Below are 21,873 nucleotides of genomic sequence, written 5' to 3'. Positions count from 1 at the left end.
GCCTCCTTGTTTTTTATTATTATTTTTAGCTTTTTTGCTTGTCTTCAAAGTTTTAATGAAAACAAAAAACAAAATCATTGGTACTGTGATTTTTTATCTTTAGAATATATCATCGAGTAGAATACATCTCACAAAAGAAACACATTTCTCCTAATTACAGAAAAATGTGTTTCCCTTATAAATATCTTTTATTATTTAATTTGCAAATTTATTTAATAGCTGTAGATTGATTAGATTCAGTTCCACCAGATTCAGAGTATTTTATTCCCTTAACTGCTTCTCCTATCTTACCTAAATTGATTTCTACTGTTTTTTTAATTATTACATCCAATATCCCTAATACCTTATTTACCGCACTTACTGATGCGCCCTTAACTGCCTCTGTATCTGCAGCAGCAGCACTAAATTTACCACTCTTAGTAATTGCTTTGAGAGCCACTGCTGCTGCCAAATCTGCATTAGTAACTGCCTTAGCACCATTAGCATGATTAGGAGTACCAGTAGCCAATTCTCCGACATCATTATTATCATTCTGATTAAGATTACCTTGTTTGATCTCAGCATTTTTTATCTTATCAATAATTGCCTATGGGTCAGCTTTAACAACTTCTTCAGCTAGCTTAGAACCAGCACCCTGGCCAGCAGTAGCATTAGCAGCAATAACAGCAGGTGCATCAGTATTAGCACCAGCAGCCACTTCAACACCAGCAGTTCCTTTTCCAATCTTTACACCAGACTTTTCTGCAATCTCAACTATAGCTTTAATTTCATCAATAACAGTTTTAACACCAGCCCCTTCAGCAGCTACCGCAGCAGCAGCAGCATTATCACCTATATCAGTATCACCAACAACTCCAGCAAGTTTAGTGACAGAGGTAACTAATTTTGCAATAATTTCACTAGTACCTTTAATAACAGTCTCAACCGCTGTGGTATCAACATGTAAAGTAGCAGACATGTCTCTTGCTAAATGCTAAAGCATCCAATTTATCCTTAGTACTCTTTAATCTATCTCCTATAGTCTTAAAATATTCTCCCACTTTGCTTCTATTATCGTCAGATTTAACAACATTAAATTTCAAAATAAAGATAAAAGCTTATTTTATATCTTTGTTTGTACAATTTTATATAATAAACTGAATATTTTTAACTAGAAAATTTTAAAGAAATCACAAATAATAAAAATTAATCATATCAAGTAACATATTTCTATTTAACACACTATAAAATAAAAGACACCAAAAGCTTAACTCTTAGTATCTTCACTTTATGACTTTATTTTTATTATTTACTTATATAACCTTGCCTATTTATTTTGACCACCAGAACCACTATTCTCAGATGCTACAGGAATATCATTAGTATTAATTTTCATTGCTCCTTTTACTTCCTTAAGACCTGAATCTATTGTTTTTCTTATTGCTATTGTTAATGTATCTAATGCCTTAGTTACCGCACTTATTGCTGCACCCTCTACTGCTTTCTTTGCATCTGCATCAGCATTATTAGGCCCAGCAAATTTACCATCTTTAGCCATAGCTCTCAATGCTATGCCTCCTGCTATAACAGCATCTTTTTTATTAGATTCAGCACCAGCTGCAGCATTATGCTTAGCTAGTCTAACAGCATCACCTTCATTACCTTTGAAAATAGCTTGTAAAATATCAGCACCGGTTACTGCTCCAACTGCTTTTGCCGCATCAGCCGCTGCTTTTTTTGCATCTGCATCAGCAACATTAGCAAATAACTTCCCTGCACCATCATTATTTCTTGAACTAAGATTCTCAGCCTTTTTATCATCCCCAGCCTCAGCATTTCCTTCTTTAAGTACAACTCCAACTATACCTTTAATTCCTTTTACTAAACTATCGATATCACCAGCAGTACCGCCAGCATTATTAGCAGCGATATTACCAATTGGATCACCTGCATTACCTATTGCCTCACTTGCCTCCTTTGCTCCACCAATTATCTTATCTAGTTTACTCTCAACCAATGTTTTAACTTCACTCTCAGTAGCCTCTAAATTAGGATTTTTTTCTTCCTTCATTTCAGCAACAATTTTATTAAGCCCATCTTTTATCCCTTGTACAGTCTCCTGAACCTTCTTAAAGTAATTCCCTACATCAGATTTCTTTGAAACCATATTAAGAAATTCTTCATTTATCTATGTTTGTCTGTATTTTAAAAAATAATAATTGCATAAATATGCAATCTATTTATCATTATTTCTACTTAATTATTGCAAACCTAAACAAGCAGAAACACCTATAAGATATTTCTGCTTGTCAAACTTAAAAATCTTGCCCAAATAAACAGTTTAAAAACAACACATTATACTTACTACTTGGATTTTACTTCACTACTAAAATTTTCTTCTATGCAATCATTAACATCTTTTAAACATTTATCAACTGTTCTTCTTATATTAAACATTATCTCATTCACAGTTTTACTAACTGCTCTAGATAACACTGCATTTATCCCTTCTTGTGGTGCATCAGTAGCTTTAGTTGCTAATTTGCCATCTTTTGCCATACCCCTTAATGCTAAACCTGCTGTTATTGCTGATGCATTTGTTTTAACATTACCAGTAATATCATCATTACTTTTATTAGCAATAGCAATATCATAAGCATCTGTTGCATCTTTTATTTGACCAGCAGGTTTGCTTGTACCAGCCTTAACCGCTTCAATCGCTGCTAATACATCTGCACCACTAGCTGCATTCAAGGCTACATTAGCCGCTTTTAATCCAGTAGCATCAGAAACATTAGCACTACCATTAAATAACTTTGCAATTGCTTTAGAATCAGCAATTGTCTTATCAGCATTTCCTTTTGAATCAACTTTCACTTCCTTAGCTGCTTCATAGATCATACTAATTCCCTCAACAAGACCCTTTACACTTGCTGTATCTGCTGGCACTGCATCATTATTATCACCAGTAGCACTAGCTATTTTATCATTAGCAGCACCAGTAGCTCCCTTAATTTTACTTACACCATCAACTATCTTTTTCAAAGTATCAATTGCTTTGGTGATTATACCATCTGCCTTATCTTTTATTAAACTAAACTGACCATTACTCTTAAGACTCTCCAATTTACCTTTAACTACATTAACTGCCTCTCCAACCTTACCCAAGTGTTCCCCAACTTCTTTCTTAGTTGTATCTAAATTAAAACCAAGTACTTCTTTTAATAACTCACCAAAAGATAAAAAAGCATCCAAAAATTCCTTTCTTGCACTTGAAATTATATCACTTAAACCACTACTCCCTTCTCCTCCTGAAGCTCCTCCTCCCTTTACTCCCCCACTATTACATCCCATCATCACCACCATCACCATCACCATCATTACTTCTCTTATTCTTATCCCCTTTAATCCTCTTTTACTTCCCTTCTCTCTTCCCTTCTCTCTATACTCGCTTATACACTCTTCTATATTTCCTATTCCTTTCTTCTCTTTCATTCCTTTCTTAGCCTCCTTGTTTTTTATTATTATTTTTAGCTTTGCTTTAAAGAAAGCAAAAAAATATGACTCATATAACACATACTATTTTGAAAACAAAAAAAAGAGAGCTTTATTGCTCCCTTTACTAATATTTATACCTAATCATTTTCAACTATATAAATTATAAATAATATAAATATTACTGCTTCCCTAATGCTTTCGGCTCTCTTGCATTATCCACTTCTTGCTTTACTTTCTCTAATACATTCTTTACTGTCTTCTTCACTATTCCTTCTACCGCTCCTAATAACTTATTTACTGCAGTTATTCCTGCTGATTGTACTGCTTTTTCATCATTGTTACCATTATGTGTAGCCAATTTACCACCTTTAACCAAAGAGCGTAATGCTATACCTCCTGATACTGCTGATGCTTTAGCTGCAGCATTTGCTAGATGAGCTACAGTAGCTCCTCCCACGGCAAATTCCAACGGTGTTGTCTCTGCGGTTACGTTACTTGTTATTTCTACAGCTTTATCCTCCGATGATCCAACTATTGACGATAATATTTCTTTTCCACTCACTGCTGATACTATTGCTACTGCTTTATCTCCCACTGCTTCCCCTGCAGCAACGCCCTTAGCCAAAATCTTAGCTCCATTTTGTGGATTAGTTACTCCTATTGATGCTTGAGATAACACTAAGTCACTCTTTGCCAGTTTATCAACTCCTACTTTTTCTGCTATGTTTACTATCCCTTTAAATGCATTACATGCTACTTTTAATTCATTTATACTTGCCGATACTCCTTTTTGGGCATCACTTCCTACCTCTCCTACCTTATCAGAATCACCTATATCCTTTAAAGAATCTAAATATCCTTTTAATGCGCTTAAAATTTCCTTAGCTGAATCAACTGCTTCTCTAATTGGACTTTTTGATGAAATACCTTTATCAACACCTATTTCTGCTTTTACTGCTACTTCTTCTAACTCCTTTGATGTGTCTCCTAGCTTCTTTCCTAAAATCTTAAAATGATTTCCTACATCCTCTTTCTTTGTATCTTTATTCACTTTAAATCCCAATACATCTGACATTAACTCTATAAATGCATAAATGCCCTCTCTGCACTCCTCCCTACTTCCATCATTGCTCCACTTAATCCACTCCCGTCTCCCCCTGCTGCTCCTTCTCCTCCCGCAACTCCCCCATTATTACATCCCATCATCACTACCATCACCAGCATCATCATCAATCCCTTTACTCTTCCACTTCTCTTCTCTCTTCCCTTCCCTCTACACTCTCTTTCTTCCTCTTCTCTCTTTCCTAATTCTTTCTTCTCTTTCATTTCTTCCTTCGCCTCCTTGTTTTTTTTTATTATTAGCTTTTCTTAGAATAACGGAAGCAAAAAAATATGACTTAATATAACATATACAATCTTAAAAATAAAAAAGAGAGCTAAAATAAGCCCTCTTAACCAATTATTTTATCTAATTAATCCAATTATACTAACAATATCCCTAATTCAACTTATTCACTAACTTTGGCTTTAGAACCTTCTCCTTGCTTAATCTCTCCTAATATCTCACTAATCCCTTTTAAACCTTCATCCACTGCATTCCTGATTGCTATTGTCAATGTACTCAACACCTTATTTACTGCACTTGATACTGCTCCATTTACTGCATTTGCTGCTTTCTCTTCATCCTTTTTAGCCGCAAATTTACCATCCTTAGCCATGGCTCTCAATGCTATACCAGCTGCTATTACTGCATCTTTCTTTGCTGGATCTTTAATCTCTTTCTTATCATCCTTAGCTATAGCAATAGCAATTTCCGCTGCATCTACAGCTTTCTCAATTCCCTCATTATTATCAGATTGAGGATCTTCCTTAGAACTAGATATCGCCTTCAATATATCAGCTCCACTTACTGCTCCTATTGATGCACTAACTTTAGCTGCCTCTGATTCTTGAGCCCTATCACCATCCTTCTTCCCAAATAATTTACCAATTTCCTTCTTTTCTTCAGTAATAATATTATTATCAGCATTACCTTCCTTTTCTCCCAACACTACCCCAACTATTGCCTTTATCCCCTTAACAAGAGAAACAACAGAATCTTTGCTAGCAGCAACTGCATCTCCACCTTTCTTAGCATTCCCTATTACTTCACTACCACTAGCACCCCCAGCTGCTTCCTTTGCCCCTTCTTCAATCTTACTTATCTCCCCAATAAATTCCTCTACCTTACCTTTCACTTTCGTATAATGTCCATTCTTTTCTAAAATCTCTCCCAATTTCCCTTTCACTATCTTCATTGTATTCTCAATCTTAGTAAAATAAGCCCCTATCTCACTTTTCTTTGTTTCCGCCTTTAATCCCCCCAACGTCCCTGTAATCATATCGCCAAAACTCACAAAAACATCTAAAAACCCTTTACCTAAATTTACCATCTCACTCAAAAACACTTTCTCTGGATCCTTCACTTCTCCACTTACTCCCCCACTATTACATCTCATCACTATCATCACCATCATCATCACTATCCCTTTTATTCTTCTCACTCCCTTTATTTCTCCTCTCTTCCCTCTCTCTATTTCTCTCTTCCCTTTTATTTCCCCTTCTATTCCTTCTCTCTTCATTTTCTTCGCCTTCTTTTATTTATCTTTTTTTATAGCTTATCTCTTACGAAAAGTAAGATACAAAAAACAACATCAGATAAATAACTAATGAATGGATAATAACTAAAAAATGATAAGAAAAAATACATCTCTTACTTAACACAACAAAACAAAAGATACTAAGAAATCAACTCTCAGTACCTTTACTTTATAACTTTATTTATATTATTTTTTCATTATTAAATTATGTTAATTTTGACCACCAGAACCACCATTTCCAGATGCTACAGGAGTAGTATTAGTATTAATTTTCATTGATTCTTTTACTTTTTTTACTCCTTCATCAATAGTACTTCTTATTGCTACTGTTAATGTGTCCAATACCTTAGTTACTGCACTTGCTGCTGTTCCTTTAACTACAACAACAACATCATTACTAGCATTATCATTAGCATTAGCAAATTTTCCATTTTGAGAAACAGCTCTTAATACTATTCCCCCTGCTACTTCCGCATCTTTAGGAGCAGAAACACCAGCATTACCATCATTATTCTTAGCAAACTTCATAGCAACACCATCATTTTTAATCATAGCTTGCAAAATATCAGCACCAGTAACTGCCCCAACTGCTTTTGCTGCATCTGCTGCTGACTTCTTTGCATTAGCAGCACTATCAGCGTTAGCAGCAAATAACTTGCCTGCCTCACCATTACCAGCAGCTGCAGTTCTTGCAGTACTGCCATCTTCAGCCTTTTTATCATCCCCAGCATCAGCCTTACCTACGCCTTGAAGTACTACATCAACAATCCCCTTAATTCCCTTTACTAGACTATCAATCTCACTACCAGACACACCTGCAGCAGCATTATTACCACCAGCAGCAACATTACCTATTAGTTCACTACCTTCTACTCCTATTGCCTCACTTGCTGTCTTCGTTCCTTCTATTATCTTATCAAGTTTACTCTCAACTAACGTTTTCACTGCAGTAGCTGTAGCCTCAGCATTAGGATTCTTTTCTTCCCTCATATCAGCAACAATCTTATTAAGTCCTGTTTTAACTCCTTCTACAGTATCCTGCACTGTCTTAAAATATTTCCCCACATCTGACTTCTTTGAATTAACATTCAATCCCAATACACTCCCCACCATATCCCCAAATGACGTAAAAACATTCAAAAATTCATTACTCAATCCCACCAATGACTTCAATAACCTACTCTCTCTACTCTATTCTACTCCCCCATTATTACATCCCATCACCATCATCATCATTATTATCACTTCTCTTATTCTTCTTTTCCCTTTCTCTCTTCCCTTCCTTATTTCTCCTATTCTTCCTCCTATTCCTTCCCTTCCTCTCCCCCATATTTTCCTCTCTTATTCCTTTGCTTTCTTATTTAACTACATCAAAAAAACTTAACCTAACGATAAATTAAAAAGTTTATCAAAGGAAGTTAAGAAAGTTACTTTTTTAAGGTTATTTTATGCTAACCAAAATAAAAAAAGGAAAATTACTCTTTTGTTACAAGAGATATATTTTCCCTTCATGTCTTTATTTAATTTGCTTATCTTTTATTAAAGATCGCCTCTAATTTATTAATTTTTAGATTCAGTAATTACAGCAGGCTCATTAACATTTATTTTCATTGCTCCTTTAACTTCCTTCAATCCTGCATCAATTGTTTTTCTTATTGCTATAGTTAGGGTATCTAATACTTTAGTTACTGCACTTACTGCTGCTGCTTTAACTGAAGTAGCAATATCAGTATTACTACTATTAGCAAATTTACCACCCTTTGCCATTGCTCTTAATGCTACAGCTCCTGCTACTGATGCATCTGTAGCATTAGCTGCATCAGCAACAGCATTATTATTGGCAGTATTCTTCGCTAAAAGAACAGCTTTACCACTATCACCTTTAACAATAGCTTTTAATATATCAGCACCGATTACTGCCCCAACAGCCTTAGCAGCATCAGCTGCTGCTTTATTTGCATTCGCATTAGCACCGGCATTATCACCAGCAAATAATTTACCTGCATCATCACCATTATTAGCTCTTGCAGTAGTATTATCTTCGGCTTTTTTATCATTCCCAGCAGTAGGATTTCCTTTATCTTTAAGTACCACACCTACAATCTTGTCAAGCCCTTCAATAAGAGACTTAACTGAATTGTCTTGAACAGCAGCACCAGCACTACCCTGAACACCAATATTAGCAATTGGGTCGTTATCAGTACCAATTGCCTCACTTGCTGTCTTTGCTCCTTCTATTATCTTATCAAGCTTACTCTCAACTAACGTTTTCACTGCAGTAGCTGTAGCCTCAGCATTAGGATTCTTTTCTTCCCTCATATCAGCAACAATCTTATTAAGTCCTGTTTTAACTCCTTCTACAGTATCCTGCACTGTCTTAAAATACTTACCCACATCCGATTTCTTACTTTCCAAATTCAATCCCAATACACTCCCTACCATTTCCCCAAATGAAGTGAAAACATTTAAAAATTCATTACTCAATCCCACCAAAGACTTTAAAAACCTATTCTCTCTACTCTCTTCTACTACCCCACTATTACATCCCATCATCACCATCACCACCATCATCACCACTTTCAATACTCTACTTATTCTCTATTTCCTAGAAAGTCAAATATAATCATGAAGAAAAGAAATAAATTAAAAATGATAATAATAACTTTCTCTTTATATCTTGTGTAACAAAGAGACATAAAAAAATAAAATCATTCTTTAAACAAGAAGGCAACTTAGATTTTAGACTCATCTCTAAGTTTGCCTTACATTATCTCATTAATAAATAATTAATAAATAATTTAACTACTAACTATCTATTTTCTTCATTACACTGTTAATTTTGGATTTCTTGAACTACCTAATTTTTGCTTTATTTTATCAAATACTTTTTTCACTATCTCTCTAACCACATCATCTACTGCACCTAACAGTTTATTTGTTGCACTTACTCCCGCAACCTCTACTCCTTTGCTATCATTACCAGAATGCGAAGCCAATTTACCATCTTTAACTAGAGAGCGTAATGCTATTCCTCCACTCACAGCACCTGCTAATGCTGAAGTTTTTGCTAACTGAGATGCAGTAGATCCTCCCCTTGCAAACTTTAATGCACTTGTATTGCCATCTACATCTGATGATATTGTTCCAGTTGCATCTGCCTTTGAAGATCCAACAATCGCAGCCAATATTTCCTTGCCACTCACCGCTGATACTATTGCTGCTGCTTCCAATCCCGCATCTCCTCCTGCATTAGCACCTGCTGTTAAGACCTTGGCTCCATTTTCTGGATTGGTTCCTCCTAATGATGTGTTTATAACTTTTACCGCACTTTTTTTTGGTTCTTCAATACCCTCTGCAACAGCTACAGTTACTATTCCTTTCAATGCATCATATATCACTTCTAATTTAGCCTGATTTACTGTTACTCCACTTTGACTGGCTTGCACCTCCACTACCTTGTTAGCATCACCTATATCCTTTAAAGATTCTATATGTCCCTTCAATGTTATCAATGTATTCTTAGCGTCTTCAATCTCTTGATTTGATTTTCCAACTGACTCTGATTTGTGTTTATCTCCTGATGATTTAATCTGCTCTTCAATTCCTCGTAATGATTCTATAGTTTGTTCTATTTTTTTTGCCAATTCTGTAAAATATCTTGATACTTTATCTCTAGGTGTACCTGTAGTTATATTTAAACCCAAAGAATCTGTCACCAACTCTATAAACTTATAAAATACTCCCTCTGCACTCCTTCCTACTTCCATCATTGCTCCACTCCCTTCTCCTCCTGAAGTTCCCTCTCCTCCCGCAACTCCTCCACTATTACATCCCATCACCACCATCATCATCACAATCATCAATCCCTTTACTATTCTTTTACTTCCCTTCTCTCTTCCCTTCTCTCTATACTCGCTTATACACTCTTCTATATTTCCTATTCCTTTCTTCTCTTTCATTCCTTTCCTTCGCCTCCTTGTTTTTTTTATTATTTTCTAGCTTTGCTTTAAATACTAGTAAGACACCCAAAATAAAATAAGACAAATAACCAATGAACGAATATAAATAACAATTCATAAAAATATCTATATAAAAATTGACCATTGATTTTATTATCATCTATTACAAATTTGAAAATACAAAATATTTATCATTGACTTTTTTATAATTTATAATATTTAATTTTTGTTAAAAATATTAGTGTATTTTTTTACATTATAATTACAAATATAAACGATTGTCATTCAATTTTTTCAAATGATTAGCATATTTCACCATAAAGATTAAAACTTATTTTTTATAATATATTGTCTTTTTTTGGTGTACAATTTCATCAAATAAACTGAATATTTTTAATTAGAACATTTTAACAGAAACCACAAATAATAAAATTAATCATATAAAGCAATATATCTCTATTTAACACACTAAACAATAAAAGATACCAAGAGCTTAAACTCTCAGTATCTTTCCTTTGTAACTTTATTTTTCTTATTTACTTATATAATTTTGACTATTTATTTTTAGCACCAGAACCACTCTTTTCAGATGCTACAATAACATCAGTATTAGTTTTCATTGCTTCTTTAACACTTTTAAGTCCTTCATCAATAGTACTTCTTATTGCTATTGTTAATGTATCTAACGCTTTAGTTACTGCACTTACTGATGCTCCTTTAACTGTAGCAACGGCATCATCAGCAGCAGCATTAGGAGCCGAAAATTTACCATCCTTAGCCATAACCCTTAATGCTATTCCACCTGCTATTGTTGCATCTTTAGGAGCAGCTCCAGGATTCTGAGCAGTAGCTAATTTTGAAGCATCACCACCATCTTTAACAATAGCCTTTAATATATCAGCACCAGTTACTCCTCCTACTGCCTTTGCTGCATCTGTTGCCACTTTTTTTGCATTATTAGCATTACCAGCAGCACCATTATCAGCAATAAATAATTTACCTGCTTCTCCATCCCCAGCAGCAACAGTTCTTGCAGTATTACCATCTTCAGCTTTCTTATCATTCCCAGCCTCAGCATTTCCTACACCCTTAAGTACTACATCTACAATGTTTTTAATGCCTTTTACTAGACCATCAACTCCAATCCCAACAGAACCAGCACCATTAGTAGTCGCAACATTAGCAATTGGCTCATCAGCATCACCAATTGCCTCACTTACTTCCTTTGCTCCTTCTATTATCTTATCAAGTTTACTCTCAACTAATGTTTTTCACCGCAGTCTCACTTGCACAGTACCCTGAACCTTCTTAAAGTAATTCCCTACATCCGATTTCTTTGAATAAATATTCAATCCCAATACACTCCCTACCATTTCCCCAAAAGACGTAAAAACATCCAAAAATTCATTCCCTTCTCTTCTTCCAACATCCCATTATTACATCCCATCACAAACATCACCATCATCACCATCACCAATCCCTTTACTCTTCCCCTTCTCTCTATACCCTCTTATACCCTCTTCTCTCTTTCCTTTTCCTTTTGTTACTTTCATTTCTTTCTTCGCCTCCTTGTTTTGTTTATTATTTTTAGCTTTTCTAACAAGGATACTAAGACACAAAAAACAAAAATTAATAAATAGTGGATGATTAAATAACGATTCATAAAGTATACAATTACTCATATTAAAAAGGAAGCTAAAAATAAGCTTTCTAACTGATTCTATTAAAAATACTCAACCAAATAATATGAATTAAAAACTATACAAGTCAACAAAACTGAATAATATTTTACTTAAGCCCTATAACTAAAAATACACAATTAAATGTTAAAGATTATCATTATCCAAAGTATAAAACACCAATATCTAACTATAACTGACAAAAATTATATATAGTTCCTTCATATATAATTCCTATAAAATTAGGATACGACAATCATAATGAATATAGAATTATCGTTAACTTGCTTTAAATATATAAGTATCTATTAACTACACCGGTTAAAAGGTATGTTAATAGATACTTTAATTATTTTATAGATTTATTTTGCCATAAATTTATATTTTGATTTAAATTTCCCAACTCGTTTTCAATAGGCTAGCAAAAACCATTAGAATTTTTTCAAATCGATACAAACCTGATATTTTCAACAAATTATGATACATCTCATCATAGCTGTCACAACTATCTTGTACATCCTTTATATACTTTGCCTCTTCATCTTGTAATCTCTGCATGAATTTATTTCTTACTATTCCCTTATAACTCATATAATTCACAAAAGTCTCTTTTGCCTTTTTTATGACATTTAATGTTAATACAATCTTTGATAGGATCATTCGTAATAAATAAATATCTTTAGCTAATACGAATTTATTAAAATTTTGTGTCCTTAAAACCATCAATGAATAATCATTTGGATTGTCTGGATTAAACTTTATTATACATCTTTCAAGGAACACAAAAGCATTCCTTTCATTTTGATCAAGTTGGTCCACAATTTTTTGATAGTTTGGTATATCATCTATAATATTTTTAAATAGAATTTCGTTGTTTGCTTTTCTTGACAAATTCCTGTACATCTTATCAAAATCATCAGTATTACAATCTATTTTTAAAAGCTTTAAATAGTCCATTTTTGCATTTTTGAGCCTTTGGATAAATATACTCTTCCCTAAACCATTATACTGTTGAATAGCCTTTTCTGACGTATCTATCTTATCTAGTGTTGTCAAAATTTCAGATAAAATTTCCTTAAATTTATCAATACCTATTTCTAGTATGAATCGATTAAAATTTTCTTTCGAATGAGTTATAAATTTATGATCATCTGGATCAAATGGATTAGGATTTGTTATAGAATTTCCAAGAATAATTAAAGCATTTTTTTCATTATTATCTAATTGTTTCATAATATTACTATCAATAACATCAGTATAAGGGTTGATGGTATCCAAAATACTTTTAAATTGAAATAGAGCGTCTGTGTTACGTGATAAATTATCGTATAATCCATAAAATGTATTAAAAATATTTTTTAAATAATTAACATATTTTATTTTTGCATCTACAAATTTTTGCTTAAGCACATCATAGTCTATACCAATATAACACCCAATAACATTTTCTAACATTTTTTTTGTTTCTAATGTTCTTACAACATTTGATAGAGCTGCTCTCAAGCTAACAACATCATCAACATCCAATATAAACTGCTTATAATTTTCTTTTAAATGAATTGTCAGTACACGATCGTCTAGCTTATCTAAGTTGTATGTTTGTATAGAATCTCCAAGAAAATCAAAAGCATCCTTTTCTTTTTCACTTAATTGTTTTGCAATATTGTTATAAGAGTCTATGACATACAAAATACTTTTAAGTTCAGATGAGTTATCTGCCTTACTTGACACACTGGCGTAAAATTTCTCAAAAGAAGAAGTATTACAAATATTTTTTAAGCGCTTTATATATCTTACTTTTATATCTTTTAACATTTGTGCAAGAATATGTCCTTCTGGTATTTTATACTTTGCAAGAGTCTCTTCTGCTTTTTTCTGTACATTTAATGTCGCCACAATACCTGATAGAATTTTTTTAAGCTTAATAATATCAGAAATGTTTAAAATAAGCTGATTATAGCCTTCTTTTGCACGCATTGTAAGCTTATGGTCATCTGGATCATCTGAATTAGGGTTTGTTACAGCATTTTCAAAAAAAATTAAAGCTGTTTTTTCTCCACTATTTAATTGTTCCATAATATTACTATAAATAGCAGCATAAGATTCGACGGTATCCAAAACACTTCTAAATCGGGATGAATTATTTGCTTCTTTTAATAATTTATCCTCCATTTCCTTCTCACTAGAAGAAACATTACAAATACTTTTTAAATGTTTCATGTAGTTTACTCTTGCATCTTCTAATTTTTGCACAAGGATATCTTTTCCTGATTGAGAGTAATTCTTAAGAACGTCCTCTACTAATTTTTTTGCATTTAATGTCTCCATAATACCTGATAAAACTGTTTTAAATCTATCAATATCACTCATGTTTAGTATAAATTGAATATAGTTCTCTTTTGCTTGAAGTGTCATATTATGATCATCTGGATCATCTGGATTAGGGCTTATTACAGCATTTTCAAGAAAAGTTAAAGCGGTTTTTTCTCCACTATTTAATTGTTTTATAATATCACTATAAATAGTAGGATAAGATTTGATGGTATCCAAAACACTTCTAAATTGGGATGAGTTATTTGCATTACTTGATAAATTGTCGTACATTTCATCACAAGAACCACAAATACCTCTTAAATGCTTTATATATTTTATCTCTTCATCTCTGAATTTTTGTGTATATACATCTCTTATTAACTCATTATAATTTGCAACAACTTGCTCAACTGCTTTTTTTGCATTTAATGTTAATATAATCTGAAATAAAACTGTTTTAAGCCTATAAATACTTAATTTCCGTATGCAACTATTAAAGTCTTCTTTTGTATGAATTACAAGATTATGGTCATCTGTGTCATCTGAATTATAACTTGTGATAGCGTTTCCAAGGAAAATCAAAGCATCATTTTCACGGTCATTTAATCGCTCTGTAATTTTACTAAAAATATTATAATAACGATACATATCATTCACAATGCATTCTAATAAAAATGTATCATACGTTTCCAAAACTAAATTATTATCTGCAATACCCCTAAACAAATAAGGAATATTAAAAATCCGCTTTAAATGCTTTATATATTTTACATTTTCATCTTTCAATATCCCTTCAAACATAATTTTTTCTGGTTCAGTATACTTTTTAATAGCCTCTGCTGCTGCTTGCTTAAGATGTAATACTTTTACAATATCTGACAAAATTAGTTTAAGATTGGCAATCTCTGTCCTGAATTTAAACTTATGAAATTCTTCTTTTGTATGAACTTTAAATTTATTATCATCTACATCATCTGGATTAGGGTTTGTTATAGCATTTTCAAGAAAAGTTAAAGCGACTTTCTCTTCATTTCTGAATTGCCCTATAAAATCATGATAACCATCTCTAAAACTCCTTATATGCATTAAAACATATTCAAATTTAACTTTACCAACTATGGCCGCTCGTTCTGCCAAAAAACGATGCATATCGTCAAATGTGACTAAATGTCTCTCGGAAACTGGCCAGCTACGATAATTAATACTACAAAGTCCTTTTAATTCCCTCATATAATTTATTTCTCCACCTCTTACTTGTTCCATAAAATCATATTTTAAAAGATCATTGTAATTTTCAACAAACCTCTCTGCCACTTTTTTTAACTTTAATGCTTCCACAATACCAGACGCAATCTCTCTGACTTCATAAATATTTCTACTTAACAAAAACCGATAAAAATCGTCTTTTGAATAAGTTATAAAATGATCACCCGGATAACCTACATTAGAATCAGTTATAGAATTTTTAAGAAAAATTATAGCCTCTCTCTCGTCACCATTCAAATTTCTTATAACCTTATCATAGACATCACTATAAAAACGTATCTCATCTGCAATACTTCTAAATTCAGATGCATTGTTTGTTTTTCCTGACAATCTATCATACATCCCCTCAAAAGTGTTACAAATGCTTTTTAAATATTTCATATATACAACTTCTGCATCTTGTAATTTTTGTGTAAATGCATCTTTGTCTATCCAATCATAATTTGCAAGAACTTTTTCTATTTCTTGTTTTACATCTAAAGTCTTTACAATATCTGACAGAGCTATTTTCAGATTACTAATATCATTTGTGTCCCATATGCATTGAATATAATTCTCTTTTGCCTGAATTGTAATCTTATGATCATCTGGGTCATCTGAATTAAAATTCATTATAGCTTTTTCAAGAAACATTAATGCTTCTCTCTCATTCTCATTCAATTTCTCTATAACGTTTTTATAGACATCACCATAAAGACGTATCTCATCTGTAATATTTTTAAATTCAGATACACTGTCTGTTTTTCCTGACAATTCATCATCCCTTCCCTCAAAACGCTTATAAGTGCTTTTTACATATTTCATATATTTAATTTCTGCATCTTGTAACTTCTGTGCAAGTATATCTTTGTTTAGTCCATCATAATTTGCAAGAACCTTTTCTGCTTCTTGTTTTACATCTAAAGTCTCTACAATACTTGTTAGAACTATTGATAGAACTACTCTTAGATGAAAAATATCATTTGTGTCCAGTATAAATCGCATATATTTCTCTTTTGCCTGAATTGTAATCTTATGATCATCTGGGTCATCTGGATTAAAATTCGTTATAGCCTTTTCAAAAAACATTAAAGCTTCTTTGTAATTCTCATCAAATTTCACTATGACGTTATCATAAACATAACTATAACGACGTACAGCATCTGTAATACTTTTAAATTCAGATACACTGTCTGTTTTTCCTGACAATCTATCATGCGTTTCCTCAAAAGAATTATAAATCCTTTTTAAATATTTCATATATACAACTTCTGCATCTTGTAATTTTTGTGTAAGTGCATCTTTGTTTAGCCAATCATAACTTGCAAGAACCTTTTCTGTTTCTTGTTTTACATCTAAAGTCTTTACAATATCCGATAAAACTATTCTTAACTTACTGATATCATTTGTGTCCAGTATAAATCGCATATATTTCTCTTTTGTCTGAATTGTAATCTTATGATCATCTGGGTCATCTGGATTAAAATTCATTATAGCCTTTTCAAGAAACATTAAAGCATTTCTCTCATTCTCATCCAATCTTTTTATAACGTCATTATAAAATTTTATTTTATCTGCAACAACTTTAAATTGTAATTCATCATATATTTGTTCTGAGAAATTACTGTACATCTCATCAGAAAAGTAAGTATCACACATCCTTTTTAAATATCCTATGTATTTTACTTTTGTATCCTTTAATTGTTGTGCAAGTGCATCTTTGTCTGGGCCATTATAATTTACAAGAAGGGTTTCTGCTACTTGTTTTGAATTTAACGCACTCACAATACCTAATAAAACTGATTGTAGTTTATTAATATCATCTGTTTCCATTATCAACAAATAAAAAGCCTGTTTAGAATGAGCTATAAGATTATCATCATCTGGGTCATCTGGATTAGGATTTGTTACAGAGTCTTCCAAGAAAGCTAAAGCATCCTTTTCTTTCTCATTTAATTGTTTCATTATTTCATGATAATTAATAAAATTTACAATACTTTTAAATTGAGATGCATCGTCTGTTTTTACTGATAAATTATTGTATATCTCATCAACAGAATGAGTATTACAAATATTTTTCAAATATTTTATATACGACGCTTTTATATTTTGCAATCTTTGTATAAGTATGTCTTTCATTGGGCTGTCATAATTTTTTATAGCCTCTTCTGCTACTTTTTTTGCATTTAGTGTTATTACAATATCTGACAAGACTTTTTGGAGATTATCAATACCTATGTGCTCTACTAACAAATAAAAATCTTCTTTTGAATGTGTTATAAGCTTCTGATCATCTGGATCATCTGGATTAAGTTCTGTTATAGAACTTTCAAAAAAATTTAAGGCATCTTTTTCATCCTCACTCAATTTTTCTTTTATAATTTGTAATGTTTTTTCTTGTGACATAAATATTTTCCTTATATTTTAAATTTATATTTTTAATTTTATATTTATAAATATATGAAATATATTATATCATATTATTTTAATAATTATAATCAAATAAAAACACAATCAAATTATACAGGTATATCAATCTCTTAAATTTTGATAATTATATCAATAGTATGAAACAGTAACGAAAAAATTAAATATAAAATAAAAACATTAGTTGATAATATACTGAAAAACAATAAATTGTTAATATCTGAGCAAAAAAAGTTTACTACCTTAAATTCAACACAATATTTATGTTATTCAAATACAAAAAAAGGAAACCATATCTTCTGAAATAAGAAAAGATAGTTTTCCGTATACTTAAAGAATTGCATTATTTTTATTTAATTTGTTATTTATTTAGTAACAACAGATTGAATAGTATCAGATTGACTAGACTCAATTCCACTAGTTTCAAAGTATTTTATTCCCTTAACTGCTCCTCTTATTTTATCTAAAATACTTGCTACTATTTTCCCAATCATTATATCAAGTATTCTTAATACCTTATTTACTGCATTGACAGCAGCTGCCTTAACTGCACCCTCTTCATTAGCAGCACCTTGAGCAAATTTACCATTTTTCATTATCTTAAGAACCACTGCTGATGCTAGAACAGCATTCGTCCTTGCAATACCATTAAAATTATCACCATTACCAATAGTAGCCAGTACTCCAACTTTAAAATTAGCAACAGGAACAACATTATTAGCAATTACTGCAATAGCATTTTTAATTCCAACAGCATTATTATTAGCTACATCACCAATAAAAGTATTACCAGTAGCACCAGTAAGTTTAATTAGCACACCAATTAATTTCTCAAATACCTCACTTACTCCCCTAATTGCATCCTCTACTACTTTAATTGTTATCCCATCAACATTCTTTACACCAAAAATTTCATTTGATAGCCTGTTTAACTTATTCTTCATTGCTGCAAGTCCATCTCCGACCTTCTTAAAATATTCTACTATTTTATTCCTACTATCCCCCCGATTTAACAGCATTAAATCCTAATGCATCTCCCCAATAGCATTGCCAAAAACGCCAAAAATCTCCTGAAACCCTTCTCCGAACTTCACCAAAAATCTAAAAAACTATTCTTTCTTTCTATAGCTATCTTTGCCTCGCGCATCCTTTTCTCTCATTATTACATCCCATTACCACAAGCATCACAAACACCATAGACTACAAACTCCTTGCATTTTTTATATCTAAAAATAAACAATTAAAAACTACCAAATTTTCTTAACAAAACATACAAGATTCACATGGCACTACAAGTACAACCAACAATACGATTTTTAAATCAAATAATATCTTATATATAAAATGCTAGTATTTCCTTTTTGCTCACATTGCAAGTAATCTAAATACTTATCACTTGCTGTCAAATACAAACTATATTAAATTCCTTTTTGTAACTTGTGTTTATATTTTTTATGAAGATTTTCTAAATATTCTTTATTATTTATAAAAAGTTCATCTAACACAAAACACACAAACTTAGTGTCGCTCTTATAAAAATCATAACTATCTTGATTTTTAAACTGAAAACACAATTGTTTTGTCAAATTATGCTTCGATTTTTTTATACTATTCTTGCTTCCCAATTTTTTTATGGTATTTTCAATTCCATTATTGATTATAAAATCATAATCAATAATACCCTGCGCCATACCTGATGCTATCTTAATATATTTATATGCTTGAGACTTAGCTATCTTAAAGTCAGCTAAAAATCCATAAAAACTTTTATAACCATCAAATATATACAATTTCTTTTCATTTATCAAACTTAATATTTTTGCTGTCTCTATCTTATTATAAATATCATCTACAACTAAAGATTTGAGCCTGTCTTTTAATCTCAAATACTCTTCCTTACGACTATCTTCGGGCAATTTTACAAACAAATTATCTTCATTTACTTTAACTCTTCTCCCTATGATCATCTTATTTTTATTTTTAATACCCATGAATACTCCTTTTGTCTATAACTGGACAATTTGTCTTTGTTACTTTTTCAAAAGATTATTTAGAGCCTTTTTATATGCTTGATAATAATCATTATCCAAACAAAAATCTTTTCTATAAAAAATTGTTTTCTTTATATCATCCCTCTTAGGAATAATGCCTATCAATTTTTCTCTATAACGAATTTCTAATTCTGATATTATTTCCTTATCTATACTCTGTCTCTCTAAAGCACCTGTTACTAAAAAGTTAGGCACAAGATCTTCTCTATAAACTTTTTTTATAGCATCTGTTATTAAATCTATGCTTTCAACTGCCCACAAATCAGAATTAATAGGAATAACCAAGTAATCAGCAATAATCAAAGCATTATTTAAAAGATGCCCCAAACTAGGATTTGTGTCTATTATTATATAATCATACTTCAATTTAATTGATAAAAGTCTTTTTTCTAATAGATTATCCTGCAAAGGAATACTTTCCGAATTAAAAGAAGACAACTCCAATGAACTTGGAATTATATCTATATAATCATTCATACTAAAAATACAATTTTCTATATATTTTCTCTGCTTAAGAATTTCATAAAGATTATATTTCTCAATATCCACATTTCGGTCTTGCAATTGGAATAAAAAATAACTAGTAACACTGGCTTGAGGATCACTATCAATCAATAAAACTTTTTGCTCCTCAGATGATAATATATTGCTAAAAAACAAAGCACTTGTACTTTTCCCAACACCACCCTTAATACTTGCAATCGTAATTATTTCTGGTTTTTTTCTATCCACTTTACTACAATTCCCCCCTTTGGTAATGTCTTGTCATAAAATTCATACACCTTTTTTTCCAGATCTATCAAATGATTAAACAAAATCTCACAGTATTTTTGATTTTTTTTTTCTTTTTTTAATAAATTTTTCATACATTTTATATAACAAAATACACTTCCCTGTTTAAATCTAAATTCTACATAACAAACTTTAAACATTTTTATGGACTGATTGGTTCCGAGTGTATCATTTTTATAATTTATGATTATTGGCTTTTCCAAATCTTTGTATCCATAATACATGCCTAAGAATCTGTCATTTCCTTTTATCGAAAACAAATTGAATGCATTTATTTTTTCAGATTTAAAAATATCTCTCATGCATATCAAAAATTTATTTTTTTGTTTTCTATTTGCACCAAAGACATAAAAGTCTTTGGTAATTTTGGTATGATACATTGTTCTATCATTTATTTTCTCTATTTTAATAAAAGTATTGTTTTTTTTATTTTTATTTGTTGGTTCAATCTCTATTTTTCTTGCTCTTAAACGTTCTAAAGGACATTGCATACTTTATTCCTCTTCATTGCTCTGATTATCATAACCCCTATTTGCAAATTCTTCAAGCTTTGATTGATTCAACCAATTTTTTACCCTCAAAATACTCTCTTCATATCTTTTTTTATTTTTATTTTCTTCTATTTTATCTAAATATCTCATAGTTTTTCCTTTGGTAACTTTGTTTATTTTAAAGGTAATATCATTTTTTCTCTCATTTTTTATTTCTTTTTTATTATTTATAATATGACTGACATTTTTAGTTGCATTTTTAGATTTATAAATTTTAACCCTTTTGTTTTGTAAATATTTTTTTTGTGTTTTCTTTGTGAATTTATATATCGCATTAGCATCATGTTCAACTATAGATTGTTTACTTTCTAGTAAACGGTTCAAGTTGTTATTGCTATATTTGTTAACAGCATATCTTATATAAGAACCATTCCCTTTACCCAATCTGATTAGTGTTTTTTCAATAATGCCATTTTTACATAAAAAGCATAAATCTTGTCTCAGTGTTCTGAGTGTTATTATTTTAATATCATCCTTTTTAAGGAAATAATTTAATGTATTTAATATTTTTGTTTGATTGTAATTAATAGCATTTTTTTGAAAGTATTTAAGCATTGATAATATTTTATAGTATCTAGTGTGATATTGTTTTAATGGTTGTGTATTAAGTTCTAATTTTTGTTTGGTCATTTAGTTTCTCCTACTACGAACTCATTTTTTCTAAATTATACATAATATTTTTCTAAATGTAAACAATATTAAAAATTATTTCATATAAATTTGATTATGAAAATTTTGCA

At 31.1% G+C, this 21,873-nt stretch carries 9 protein-coding genes and 6 pseudogenes; all 15 read right to left on the bottom strand.

The window, feature by feature from the left end:
• Positions 1-208: 208 nt before the first annotated feature.
• Positions 209-1,085 (bottom strand): annotated as a pseudogene (locus U880_RS10280) (variable large family protein); the annotation flags it as partial.
• A 221-nt stretch (positions 1,086-1,306) separates the two neighbouring features.
• Positions 1,307-2,152, bottom strand: a pseudogene (locus U880_RS0106045) (variable large family protein); the annotation flags it as partial.
• Between the two features lie 191 nt (positions 2,153-2,343).
• Positions 2,344-3,360 (bottom strand): variable large family protein, encoded by a 1,017-nt coding sequence (locus U880_RS0106040; protein ID WP_038359481.1) that lies wholly within the window; start codon positions 3,358-3,360, stop codon positions 2,344-2,346.
• Between the two features lie 295 nt (positions 3,361-3,655).
• Positions 3,656-4,707: pseudogene (locus tag U880_RS10275) on the bottom strand (variable large family protein).
• 278 nt (positions 4,708-4,985) lie between these two features.
• Positions 4,986-5,996 carry a variable large family protein gene (locus U880_RS0106030; RefSeq protein WP_038359476.1) on the bottom strand — a complete coding sequence of 337 codons (1,011 nt, stop codon included), beginning with the start codon at positions 5,994-5,996 and terminating at the stop codon, positions 4,986-4,988.
• Positions 5,997-6,326: 330 nt separating this feature from the next.
• Positions 6,327-7,352: pseudogene (locus tag U880_RS10270) on the bottom strand (variable large family protein).
• A 324-nt stretch (positions 7,353-7,676) separates the two neighbouring features.
• Complete coding sequence (locus tag U880_RS0106015) at positions 7,677-8,687, bottom strand: variable large family protein (RefSeq protein ID WP_235048022.1); 1,011 nt, start codon at positions 8,685-8,687, stop codon at positions 7,677-7,679.
• A 254-nt stretch (positions 8,688-8,941) separates the two neighbouring features.
• On the bottom strand, positions 8,942-10,075 hold the full coding sequence (locus U880_RS0106010; RefSeq protein WP_024655178.1) for a variable large family protein: 1,134 nt from the start codon (positions 10,073-10,075) through the stop codon (positions 8,942-8,944).
• Positions 10,076-10,629: 554 nt separating this feature from the next.
• A pseudogene (locus U880_RS10265) lies at positions 10,630-11,546 on the bottom strand (variable large family protein).
• A gap of 598 nt (positions 11,547-12,144) precedes the next feature.
• Positions 12,145-17,718 carry a BTA121 domain-containing protein surface lipoprotein gene (locus U880_RS0105995; protein ID WP_024655177.1) on the bottom strand — a complete coding sequence of 1,858 codons (5,574 nt, stop codon included), beginning with the start codon at positions 17,716-17,718 and terminating at the stop codon, positions 12,145-12,147.
• A 386-nt stretch (positions 17,719-18,104) separates the two neighbouring features.
• Positions 18,105-18,443: pseudogene (locus tag U880_RS12060) on the bottom strand (variable large family protein); the annotation flags it as partial.
• Positions 18,444-19,157: 714 nt separating this feature from the next.
• Complete coding sequence (locus U880_RS0105985) at positions 19,158-19,730, bottom strand: chromosome replication/partitioning protein (protein WP_024655176.1); 573 nt, start codon at positions 19,728-19,730, stop codon at positions 19,158-19,160.
• Positions 19,731-19,769: 39 nt separating this feature from the next.
• A complete protein-coding gene (locus tag U880_RS0105980; RefSeq protein WP_024655175.1) occupies positions 19,770-20,522 on the bottom strand; it encodes a ParA family protein in 753 nt (250 codons plus the stop codon).
• Positions 20,498-21,073: a DUF226 domain-containing protein gene (locus U880_RS0105975; RefSeq protein ID WP_024655174.1), complete on the bottom strand. Its 576-nt coding sequence runs from the start codon at positions 21,071-21,073 to the stop codon at positions 20,498-20,500. The genes U880_RS0105980 and U880_RS0105975 overlap by 25 nt, the downstream gene beginning before the upstream one ends.
• A gap of 3 nt (positions 21,074-21,076) precedes the next feature.
• The gene (locus U880_RS0105970; RefSeq protein WP_024654560.1) at positions 21,077-21,763 is read right to left on the bottom strand and encodes a plasmid maintenance protein; all 687 of its coding nucleotides are present in this window, start codon (positions 21,761-21,763) and stop codon (positions 21,077-21,079) included.
• Positions 21,764-21,873 lie beyond the last annotated feature (110 nt).

It is taken from the genome of Borrelia hispanica CRI (assembly GCF_000500065.1).
Lineage (GTDB): Bacteria > Spirochaetota > Spirochaetia > Borreliales > Borreliaceae > Borrelia > Borrelia hispanica.
The sequence above is the reverse complement of the archived record's forward strand: the minus strand, read 5'-3'. Positions and strand labels throughout refer to the sequence as shown.

Coding starts and splice junctions, on each gene's coding strand:
- U880_RS0106040 (WP_038359481.1), bottom strand. CDS start 3,360: ATGATGGTGATGGTGATGGTGGTGATGATGGGATGTAATAGTGGGGGA.
- U880_RS0106030 (WP_038359476.1), bottom strand. CDS start 5,996: ATGATGATGGTGATGATAGTGATGAGATGTAATAGTGGGGGAGTAAGT.
- U880_RS0106015 (WP_235048022.1), bottom strand. CDS start 8,687: ATGATGGTGGTGATGGTGATGATGGGATGTAATAGTGGGGTAGTAGAA.
- U880_RS0106010 (WP_024655178.1), bottom strand. CDS start 10,075: ATGAAAGAGAAGAAAGGAATAGGAAATATAGAAGAGTGTATAAGCGAG.
- U880_RS0105995 (WP_024655177.1), bottom strand. CDS start 17,718: ATGTCACAAGAAAAAACATTACAAATTATAAAAGAAAAATTGAGTGAG.
- U880_RS0105985 (WP_024655176.1), bottom strand. CDS start 19,730: ATGGGTATTAAAAATAAAAATAAGATGATCATAGGGAGAAGAGTTAAA.
- U880_RS0105975 (WP_024655174.1), bottom strand. CDS start 21,073: ATGCAATGTCCTTTAGAACGTTTAAGAGCAAGAAAAATAGAGATTGAA.
- U880_RS0105970 (WP_024654560.1), bottom strand. CDS start 21,763: ATGACCAAACAAAAATTAGAACTTAATACACAACCATTAAAACAATAT.